At 43.0% G+C, this 4,100-nt stretch carries 6 protein-coding genes; 2 read left to right on the top strand and 4 right to left on the bottom strand.

Annotated features, from left to right (window positions below; all coding sequences use genetic code 11):
* Nucleotides 1-364: 364 nt before the first annotated feature.
* Both F6K38_RS36525 and F6K38_RS36520 read left to right on the top strand, forming a co-directional pair.
* Nucleotides 365-514: a hypothetical protein gene (locus tag F6K38_RS36525; RefSeq protein WP_287359915.1), complete on the top strand. Its 150-nt coding sequence runs from the start codon at nt 365-367 to the stop codon at nt 512-514.
* Entirely contained in the window at nt 511-672 is a 162-nt protein-coding gene (locus F6K38_RS36520) for a hypothetical protein (protein WP_287359914.1), read from the top strand. Before F6K38_RS36525 ends, F6K38_RS36520 begins: the two co-directional genes overlap by 4 nt.
* Nucleotides 673-961: 289 nt before the next feature.
* Here the strand turns inward: F6K38_RS36520 and F6K38_RS36515 are convergent, their stop codons facing one another.
* The 4 genes from F6K38_RS36515 to F6K38_RS36500 all read right to left on the bottom strand — a co-directional run.
* On the bottom strand, nt 962-1,387 hold the full coding sequence (locus F6K38_RS36515; protein WP_287359912.1) for a type II toxin-antitoxin system VapC family toxin: 426 nt from the start codon (nt 1,385-1,387) through the stop codon (nt 962-964).
* Nucleotides 1,384-1,611 carry a hypothetical protein gene (locus tag F6K38_RS36510; protein ID WP_287359911.1) on the bottom strand — a complete coding sequence of 76 codons (228 nt, stop codon included), beginning with the start codon at nt 1,609-1,611 and terminating at the stop codon, nt 1,384-1,386. Before F6K38_RS36510 ends, F6K38_RS36515 begins: the two co-directional genes overlap by 4 nt.
* 29 nt (nt 1,612-1,640) lie before the next feature.
* Nucleotides 1,641-1,883, bottom strand: coding sequence for a type II toxin-antitoxin system Phd/YefM family antitoxin (locus tag F6K38_RS36505; RefSeq protein WP_287359909.1), 243 nt, complete (start codon nt 1,881-1,883; stop codon nt 1,641-1,643).
* 162 nt (nt 1,884-2,045) lie between these two features.
* A partial coding sequence (locus F6K38_RS36500; protein WP_287359908.1) for an NHLP bacteriocin export ABC transporter permease/ATPase subunit occupies nt 2,046-4,100 on the bottom strand: 2,055 nt, incomplete at its 5' end.

Below are 4,100 nucleotides of genomic sequence, written 5' to 3'. Positions count from 1 at the left end.
GGGGGTTTTTGCTGAGTCATTATCAGGGAGGAGGGAATCGGGAATCGGGAATCGGGAATCGGGAATCGGGAATCGGGAATCGGGAATCGGGAATCGGGAATCGGGAATCCGATTGATTAGCTGAGTCTATGTAAACTATAAGATAATTTAATCAAAAATTTGCTTGACAATAGTGCTTTGACAATAGTACTTATGTTGCAAACAGGTTAGTCAATGAACTTTGTTGGTGAGCAAAAAACGCTCCGCCATTCTCCTTTGCGGTGGTAATATTTTACGCCCCAACTTTCTCATTCCAAACCTATTTAACTCGGATCACCTTACTAGGATCCATCTGATCATCAAAGGCACAAAATCGAAAAAAAAAATGAAGAACAATCAAACCAACCAAACTCAACAGCAAAACTCTGGAGCAAACTCTGAGTCCATCAACAATAAATCCACTAAACTCGACAAACTCTCTTTGTCAGAATTGGAGACGATATCTGGGGGTGTTCAAATTGGTTCGCCAAAATGACGAACAATCCAACCAATCAAACTCCACAACAAAACTCTGGAGCAAACTCTGAGTCTATCAACGGAAAGAACTCCACAAAACTCTCCAAACTTTCTGTGTCGGAATTGGAGACTATATCATCTGGGTATGTTCGGGTACACCCTACATCTTGGCATTAAAATACGTTAATCCTAGGTTGGCGGAGGCAACACCTGACAGTACCACAGACCCAAGGCATTGGTCAAAAACCTTTTGACCCATCCCATAGCGTTGGGTTCGCCTCGATAAATTGATCAACAACCATCCCTATCCGGGGATGGGGTTGCTGTTTTCACCCCAGCATTGAGCTTACTTCCTATGTAGCTCTTGCTGGGGGTTTTGCTTTTTGGTTTTGGTTTCTGTTGGCAAATCCCTTGTAGGGAATAAGCCTGAAGCTATGGGCTATCTGTAGCACTTTGCTTACTTACTTTAGCCTTCTACGGTCCAATCTTCCACTTTCAAACCGGGAACTTTCTCAAAATCTCTTTGATTACGGGTTACTACGGTTCCCTTAACCGCAAGAGCAATTGCTGCAATTCTTAAATCTCTGGTTCCAATCCGGATTTTTTGGCGCACTAAATCGTCATAAATTAGGGAAGCTTCGGGAGTGAACTCAAGCACGTTTATAGTTCCAATATCATCCAATAACTCCTTCAAACGTCGGTAAGCTAAAACCAGTTCATTAGCGGAACTTGCACGTCTAATAATACTCAGCCTTCCTCTGATTTGTTCTTCAGCCGAAATAATAGTAATCGCTATTTCCTGGGGTTTTATTGTAGTAATACGTTTACGGATACCCAGATGTCCTCGCTGCAAAAGCGACAAATGATCAGTATCGAGAATCCACAAACTCACTTAGGTTCCTCTTGATCATTCAATTCTTGTCGGTTAGCTTCAATGTAAGCTAACATTTCATCAAATTGTGGATCGTCTTGATATTTTCCCGCTATTTTGAGCCAAGGGTTTTCTTGATTCACCAATTCGTTCTGGAGTATCTCCAATACGGCTTTCTTTCCCTCTAAAGGTAATTGCTGTACTAACCTGATTACTTGCTCAACTGTTATATCTAAGGTGGGCATACCGATGACTTATGTAAAAAAAATTATACCTATTTTATTATAGTTCCGATTATTTTACAATCCAAAGGAGTTGTTAAATCCTCAAAATACTGTACTTTACCGCGCATTTGCCCAAATAACTGTTCTGTTGAAGGGAAATTGCTGGCGTATTTAGAAATGATCACCACTGGTTTGCCCCGATCAGTAACTACAATTTCTTCCCCTTCTGACTCGACAAGCTGCAAGAACTCCAGCAGTTTGCTTTTTAGTATACTTTTGGAAATTGTTTTCATTATGAAACTATTAACGGAGCTAGGTAATAATGAAATTATATCACATTTACAGGGTTTTTAATAGCTATCAGATATACAGGATTTTTCACCTCTTGCCTCTTGCCTCTTGCCTCTTGCCTATTCCCTACTCCCTACTCCCTATTCCCTACTCCCTGCTCCCCTTCAAACCATCTGTCGCGCCATCAAATCAGCAAACAACCCCTCAACTGCTGCCAATTCCTCAAAACTTCCCTGCTGTACTATCTTCCCACCATGCAACACATAAATCCTATCAGCATGACGAATAGTACTCAAACGATGGGCAATTACTATGCGAGTTACCCCCAATTTTTCTAAACTATTAGTAACAATTGCTTGGGTGCGATTATCCAACGCAGATGTCGCTTCATCAAACAACAAAATCTGGGGTTTGTGTACCAAAGCGCGGGCAATAAATAACCGTTGTTGCTGTCCTCCAGAAAGATTACCACCCCCTTCGGAAATAATAGTATGTATCCCCATGGGCATGGCTTGGATATCCTCAGCTAATCCCGCCATCTGCAAGGCTTCCCGAGCTTGCTCTTGGGTAACAATTGCCCCCCCAGCAATGTTTTCCCAAATCGAACCACTCATAATTCGCCCATTTTGCAGCACTACCCCTAACTGTCGCCTGACCGCTGCAATATCTAATCCCGATAAATCTTTGCCATCATAAAAGATTGCTCCGGCTTCGGGAGTTTCAAATCCCAACAGCAACCGCATGATAGTGGATTTACCACTCCCCGAGGGACCGACAATAGCAATAAATTCTCCGGCTTTCGCGTCTAGGGTAATTTTATCTAAAACTAACGAACTATCCTGGCGGTAACGAAAGCAAACTTGGTCTAATTTCAGTTGACCAGAAAGTCTGCCGGGATGGTACTTATCAGCATCAACTTCTGGCTTTGTCTGTAATATCGGTTGGGCACGTTCCCATAAAATAGTAATATCTAAACTATCAATCAGGGTGTTGCTTAAGCGGGTGGCGCTGGTGATAAAGGTACCGAAGGCAGTATTAAATGCCAGAAATGTACCAGTAGATAATCCTGTTTCCCCTACGGACTGTGCCATTAAAGCAACAGTAAATCCAAACAGCACCATTGAACTTACTGCTGGTAACAATACATTAAAAGCGGTTAGTAAGTCTTCCACTAACTGGGTACTTAATATCAGTTTTACCTGCTTAGTGTATTTTTTCGTCCAGCAAGTAAACGCCTCTGATTCAGCAGCAGCGACTCGTAATTTCGAGATGCCACCAATTAACTGCACTGTTAGTCCAAAGATTTCTCCGGAAAGCTGCTGGAGGGGACGCATTTTCCGCCTGGTAATCATACCGGATATAGTAGTAATAATTACTGCTACTAAAGCGATAGCGATCGCAACTAATGCTAGATTAAAACTGTAGACTATCAATAGTCCTAGATTTAGCAACGAAAATAAACTGGTAAATAGGGTTCGCAAAATGCTACCGCTAAGTCGATTACGAATCTGATTAACAGCGGAAACCCGATTGTGTAAATCCCCTGTGGAATACTGGCGGAAAAAGGCGGGTTTTAGTTTCAGCAATCTATCCCAAAGGGCGGCTTGAGTATCATAACTGACTTTGGTTTGCATTCTCAGGATTACAAAACTTTGAGCTAATTGGAATATCATCACCCCAAAGCTAGCGGCTAACAATCCCAATCCCATTTGGATTAATAATTGGCGTTTAGCGTCGGGAATGGCAGAGTCGATTAGAATACCGGTAATTTGTGGTGTCAACATCCCGAATAACGTTGCAACTACTCCCACTCCCAGGATTTTCAGCAAGTCTGAGCCACGACCTCTGATCGTAAATTGGAGAATATCCCAGACAGTAATCTCTTGATCGGGTAAAGGGCGATAAAAGGTATAAGCAATGGCAGCAATTGTTGTGGCAGTGTGACGGTTGAGGGGGGTGCGGGTCAACTCGACTGGGTCAAGGATTTCATACTTGGTGGCTTTGACCGGTAGCAGAGCGACGGGTTGATTTTCTTCTTTAGTAAAAGCCAGCAGGGGACCACCATCTGTTTTCCACCAGTTACCAGTGAGGCTGACTCGACGGGTGCGGAAACCGGAAGCCCGTGCGATCGCGTCTAGGGTATTGGCATTTTCTGATTTAGCAGCAGGACGAATGGTTATCCCTAAAGCTTTGCCGATAGCACCTACAGCAATTAACAG

This window comes from Moorena sp. SIO3B2 (assembly GCF_010692525.1).
GTDB classification, from domain to species: domain Bacteria; phylum Cyanobacteriota; class Cyanobacteriia; order Cyanobacteriales; family Coleofasciculaceae; genus Moorena; species Moorena producens.
Note: the sequence above shows the minus strand (reverse complement) of the source record. Positions and strands in the feature narration are given on the sequence as shown.

Excerpts from the sequence above, each read along its gene's own strand:
- F6K38_RS36525 (WP_287359915.1), top strand. The coding sequence starts at position 365 with ATGAAGAACAATCAAACCAACCAAACTCAACAGCAAAACTCTGGAGCA.
- F6K38_RS36520 (WP_287359914.1), top strand. The coding sequence starts at position 511 with ATGACGAACAATCCAACCAATCAAACTCCACAACAAAACTCTGGAGCA.
- F6K38_RS36510 (WP_287359911.1), bottom strand. The coding sequence starts at position 1,611 with ATGCCCACCTTAGATATAACAGTTGAGCAAGTAATCAGGTTAGTACAG.
- F6K38_RS36505 (WP_287359909.1), bottom strand. The coding sequence starts at position 1,883 with ATGAAAACAATTTCCAAAAGTATACTAAAAAGCAAACTGCTGGAGTTC.